The 2,792-nt window shown below is 63.3% G+C and carries 3 protein-coding genes; all 3 read right to left on the bottom strand.

Translation table 11 applies throughout. The annotated features are described in order from the left end of the window. Positions 1–553, bottom strand: a 553-nt coding sequence (locus tag HX846_RS26475) for a CHASE sensor domain-containing protein (RefSeq protein ID WP_306173156.1), incomplete at its 3' end; no start/stop codon positions are given. Next, the gene (locus HX846_RS26480; protein ID WP_102605613.1) at positions 550–1,119 is read right to left on the bottom strand and encodes a YfiR family protein; all 570 of its coding nucleotides are present in this window, start codon (positions 1,117–1,119) and stop codon (positions 550–552) included. The genes HX846_RS26475 and HX846_RS26480, both read right to left, overlap by 4 nt. 161 nt (positions 1,120–1,280) lie before the next feature. Continuing rightward, on the bottom strand, positions 1,281–2,792 hold a 1,512-nt coding region (gene recD / locus HX846_RS26485), incomplete at its 5' end, for an exodeoxyribonuclease V subunit alpha (protein ID WP_178966408.1).

Here is a 2,792-nt window from a genome sequence, read left to right on the forward strand (position 1 = left end):
CGGTAAAGCCGCGTAACAAACGCCGCGCCAGGTACAGTGCAACCCAGGCGCTGAGGGCGGTGCACACCAGAATCCCGGCAAGGCCGCTGAGCAGGAAGCGCAACAGGCTGCCGCCGTGGCCGGTCAGGTGCACGCTGCCGATGACCTGGCCCTGATGCAGGATCGGCTGGGTGATGGGCTGTTCGAGCAGGGCATGCGCCAACTGCAGCTCAATCATCGACAGCATCCCGGTTTCAGGGCGCTCCCAGTGGGCCAGTTGCTTGCCGTCGACGTTGAAGACTTCCGCCTCGGCCACTTCTTCCTCCGAGGCGATCACGCCCAACGCCTCGGTGGCCGCCGCGCTGTCGTTGAACACCACGGCCGCTTCCACGGTGTAGTTGATGGAGCGGGCGATCAGGTGCAGATTGTGGTCGGCATACACCCGCAGCGCGAGCACGCCGAGCAGGGTCAGGGAAATACTGGCCATGCTGACGGCCATCAGCGCCAGGCTCAGGTGCCCGCGCCCGATCACTGAACGCAAGGTAGGACGCACTGGCGCCTTATCGACACTCATGACCCCGGCGCTCGACGTCGGGACAGCTGCAGCACACTCGGATGAATGCGCACACCGCTACGGGCAACGGAATCCAGGTTGACCTCGAACGACACCTGTTCGTCGGCTACCCGCAGGCAGAACAGGCTGCCCACGGTGCATTGGTCGCCGCCTTCGCTGATGCTGAGCACCGGATGGCCGATCAATGCCGCGAACAGGCGGCTGCGCTCGTCGCTGGTCAATTGGCCGATGTACACGGCATCGCAGGCATTGGCGATGTCTGGATGGTCGGCCAGCAAACGCTGCACCACTACCGGACGGCCGGTAGCCTGGGTGGTGCCTTTGACCAGGTCATCGGTGTATTGGGTTGGCCCGACAATGCACAAACGCAATTGCGCGGGCTCTACCGGCCAGCGGGCGTAACTGAGAATTCCCAGGACCACTTGGGTGACGGCCTTGGCCCGCTGATCGGCCATGCCGGCAGGCGGCTGGGCAAAAGCAAGAGGCGTGAACACGCACAGAAGCGCAAACAGCAGCATTCGTCTCCAGCTCAAACTTCGCTCTGTGGGCGAGACAGCCACGTTCATGCAGCGATTCTCTTTGATCTTCTCGGGATGATGCCGCAACGATAGCACAACGGCGGAAAACCCCCGAGGCGACACCCAGGAGGATTCCGACATTTTATTAAGAAAAATCACACATTTGGATCAGAAAATTTAGATGTCCCATCGGTCAGCTTCTTTGACGATCAAGTGCCCAGTTCCAGCATCAGCCCACTCAAGCGTTTCACCTTGCGGCTCACCGCCTCTTCGAATACGCCACCCCGGGGTTCGATCAGGCTGAACCAGTCCTTGGCGCGGGTGATGCCGGTGTAGATCAGCTCTTTGGTGAGCACCGGGTTCAAGGCGTCCGGCAAAATCAGTGCGGTGTGGGTGAATTCAGAGCCCTGAGATTTGTGCACCGTCATCGCGTAGACGGTTTCGACGTCGTTGAGCCGGCTGGGCAACACAAACCGTACGCCGCCCTGGCCATCGTTGCGCGGGAACGCGACGCGCAGAACCTGCGGCCCGCCGTCGCTTTCGGGCAGCTTGAGGGCGATACCGATATCGCCGTTCATCAGGCCCAGGCCGTAATCGTTGCGAGTCATCAACACCGGGCGCCCTTCGTACCATTGCTGGTCGCTGTCGATCAGCCGAGCCTTGAGCAGCGCGGCGGTAATGCGCAGGTTCAGGCCCTCCACGCCCCATGGGCCCTTGCGTACGGCGCAGAGCAGCTGGAAAGCGTCGAAGGCTTTCAGCAGCTTTTGCGCCCAGAGCGTCCAGGCCTCGTCATCCCGTGGCGTCTCCAGGGACGGACGCGCGGTCTGCAGCAGTTTCAGGTAATGGCGATAACCGTGGGCACCGTCGCCATGGCCGTCCAGCACCAGGCGCTCCAGGGCATGGTCGTGCTCGCCCTTGAGGCTGACGCAAAACAGGTCGGCATGGCTGCGGGCAGCCAGCAGTTTGCGGGCCTGCTCAGGGTTTTGCTGGTTGACCCAGCGGGCCAGCTGGCCAATGCCGCTGCCTTCGCCGAAACGCCGCGAGTAACGCAGCATCACCACTTGTTGCGCCAAGGGGTGGCTACCGTCGAGGTCTTCCTGCAGGCCGCTGGCGCCGAGGTCTTCGCCGCTGACCTGTTGCAGCCACTGGCGGGTTTGCGGGCTGTAGAAACCGGCTTCGGCGTCGCGGCACAAATCCCCCAGCACCGCCCCGGCTTCAACCGAGGCCAACTGGTCCTTGTCACCCAGCAGCACCAGGCGAGCATGGGGTGGCAAGGCGTCCAGCAGGTTGGCCATCATTTCCAGGTCGATCATCGAGGCTTCGTCTACCACCAGCACGTCCAGGGGCAACGGATTGCCGATGTGATGCCGGAAGTGTCGGGTGCCGGGACGGCTGCCGAGCAAACGGTGAACGGTGGTGACCTGGGTCGGGATTTTTTCCTTCACCGCATCAGGCACTTTCAGAGACAGCACTTGCTGGCTGATGGACTCGGTCAAGCGCGCGGCCGCCTTGCCGGTGGGCGCGGCCAGACGGATGCGCAACGCGCTGCCCGCTTCCACGGCGGGGGCCTGCAACAGCGCAAGCAAACGCACCACCGTGGTGGTCTTGCCGGTACCCGGCCCGCCGGTGACGATGCTGAATGCACCGCGGGTGGCCAAGGCGCAGGCGAGTTTTTGCCAGTCGACAACACCGTCTGGCGGGGCCTGGTCGAACAGGCGATT

It is taken from the genome of Pseudomonas sp. K5002 (genome assembly GCF_013386655.1).
Lineage (GTDB): Bacteria > Pseudomonadota > Gammaproteobacteria > Pseudomonadales > Pseudomonadaceae > Aquipseudomonas.

Coding starts and splice junctions, on each gene's coding strand:
- HX846_RS26480 (WP_102605613.1), bottom strand. CDS start 1,119: ATGAACGTGGCTGTCTCGCCCACAGAGCGAAGTTTGAGCTGGAGACGA.